At 66.5% G+C, this 2,278-nt stretch carries 2 protein-coding genes, 1 tRNA gene and 1 pseudogene; 3 read left to right on the forward strand and 1 reads right to left on the reverse strand.

Going from position 1 to position 2,278, the window contains the following annotated elements; translation table 11 throughout:
• Window positions 1–158, reverse strand: a pseudogene (locus E2E34_RS36845) (sensor histidine kinase); the annotation flags it as partial.
• Between the two features lie 154 nt (window positions 159–312).
• Here E2E34_RS36845 and E2E34_RS33515 point away from each other — a divergent pair.
• From E2E34_RS33515 to E2E34_RS33525, 3 genes are all read left to right on the forward strand, one after another.
• The gene (locus E2E34_RS33515; protein ID WP_138905599.1) at window positions 313–1,170 is read left to right on the forward strand and encodes a hypothetical protein; all 858 of its coding nucleotides are present in this window, start codon (window positions 313–315) and stop codon (window positions 1,168–1,170) included.
• A 26-nt stretch (window positions 1,171–1,196) separates the two neighbouring features.
• A tRNA-Gln gene (locus E2E34_RS33520) sits at window positions 1,197–1,268 on the forward strand.
• 109 nt (window positions 1,269–1,377) lie between these two features.
• Window positions 1,378–2,278 (forward strand): NTP transferase domain-containing protein (locus E2E34_RS33525; protein ID WP_167518441.1); only part of this gene is annotated, 901 nt, incomplete at its 3' end.

Below are 2,278 nucleotides of genomic sequence, written 5' to 3' on the forward strand. Positions count from 1 at the left end.
CCCGCGTCCCCCGCGAACCGAACACCCTCCCACGCACACTCGAACGCCGAAACCAGTGCCAGCCCCACATCCAGGACGACACTGCGCCGCCTGTCCCACCACCAGTAGCGCCGGGCGGTCATGCCCGTGGCGTCCTGGTCTGCCCCCGTTACGGTCATGCCATCCACCCTACGGGCGGCCGCCACCCAATATCCGGAGACCGGACGAGTGCGAAGACGGCCGCACGCGAGCGGAACACGCGTTGTCCACACGAACTGTTGAATCGCCCGCGTATTCGACCCGCGCGTCCGCATGCCGAACAAGGCTGTTCGCATGACGGAAACGCTCGGCAAGTACGCCGACTTCGAAAGCCTCCGCGAGCAGGCCGTCCAACTTCGTCGGGACGGTCTCAGCCTGCGGCAGATCCGCGATCGACTGAGGGTCTACAACAACGACATCCTCCAGCGCCTGGTGAGCGGCCAGCCCGCACCGGAATGGACCAAGCGCCCGAACGCCAAGGACGACCTCCGGGCGAAAGCGCGGGATCTGCGCCTTGAGGGCTTGACCTACGACCAGATCCAAGCCCAGTTGGGATGCTCGAAGAGTTCCATCTCGCTCTGGGTCCGGGATCTCCCTAAGCCGGCTCCGCGCTATACGGACAAAGAATGCCAAGCCCTCATGAACGCGGGCCTCGCCCGCCTGCGACAGGCTCAGGACGAGCAGCGCCAAGAAACGAAGCGCTTGGCGCGCGAGGAGATCGGGCCCCTCGCGAATCGCGAGCTCTTCCTGGTCGGCGTCAGCCTCTACTGGGCCGAGGGGACCAAGGACAAGGAGTACCGCCGCTCGGAAGTTCTGCAGTTCATCAACAGCGACCCGAACGTGATCCGGGTCTACCTCCGCTGGCTTGAGCTGCTGGGGGTCACGCGTGAGCGGATGAGGTTCCGCGTCAGCATCCACGAGTCGGCAGACGTTTCCGAGGCCGAGCAGTTCTGGGCAGACCTGACCGGCCTCGATGTCGCCGACTTCAAAAGAGCGACACTCAAGAAGCATCAGCCCAAAACCGCACGAAAGAATACGGCCGAGGCATACCGAGGCTGCCTGATCATTTACGTCTCGAAGAGCGCCGACCTCTACCGTCGCGTGGAGGGTGCCTGGTACGGCATAGTGTTGGGTGCCGATCGAGCGACCTGACGAAATGTCCGGTTCGTTCGGTTTGTTCCCCTGTGGTGTAATTGGCAGCACTGAGGCTTTTGGTGCCTTATGTCCGGGTTCGAGTCCTGGCAGGGGAGCACCCACGCGCGGGTCCTGACCACACAGGTCAGGACCCGCGCGCGTTTCGGGCATGACACCCCCCGGTATCCTGCGGGTGTCCACCACCCGAAGCCGAAGGGCATCACCGTGAGCGCCAATCGCCCGGCCGCCGTCGTCGTCCTCGCAGCGGGTGAGGGCACCCGCATGAAGTCGGCCACCCCGAAGGTCCTGCACGAGATCAGCGGGCGTTCGCTCGTCGGGCACGTCGTCGCGGCCTCCCGAGAGCTGGACCCCGAGCACCTCGTCGTGGTCGTGGGCCACGCCCGTGAGCAGGTCGCCGCCCACCTGGGCGCGATCGACGCCGGGGTCCGCACCGCCGTGCAGGAGCAGCAGAAGGGCACCGGTCACGCGGTGCGCATGGGCCTGGAGCAGCTCGGGGAGGGTCTTGACGGCACCGTGGTCGTCGTCTGCGGGGACACCCCGTTGCTGACGGGCGACACGTTGGCCCGGCTTGCCGGGACGCATGCGGCCGACGGGAACGCGTGCACGGTGCTGACCGCCGAGGTTCCGGATTCGACGGGGTACGGGCGGATCGTGCGGGACCGGGACAGTGGTGCGGTCACCGCGATCGTCGAGCACAAGGACGCGTCCGACGCCCAGCGGGCGATCAATGAGATCAATTCGGGTGTGTTCGCGTTCGACGGGCGGCTGCTCGCCGACGCGCTGGGGAAGGTCCGTACGGACAACAGTCAGGGTGAGGAGTACCTCACGGACGTGCTCGGCATTCTGCGGGAGGCCGGTCATCGGGTGGGGGCGGCGGTGGCGGCCGACCATCGGGAGATTCTGGGCATCAACAACCGGGTGCAGCTCGCCGAGGCGCGTCGGCTGCTCAATGCGCGGTTGCTGGAGCGCGCGATGCTCGGTGGTGTGACGGTGGTCGATCCGGGGTCGACGTTCATTGATGTGTCGGTGACGTTCGATCAGGACGCGACGGTGTATCCGGGTACGCAGTTGCTGGGGGCGACGCATCTCGGTGAGGGGTGTGGGG

It is taken from the genome of Streptomyces albidochromogenes, assembly GCF_005981925.1.
GTDB lineage: Bacteria > Actinomycetota > Actinomycetes > Streptomycetales > Streptomycetaceae > Streptomyces > Streptomyces albidochromogenes.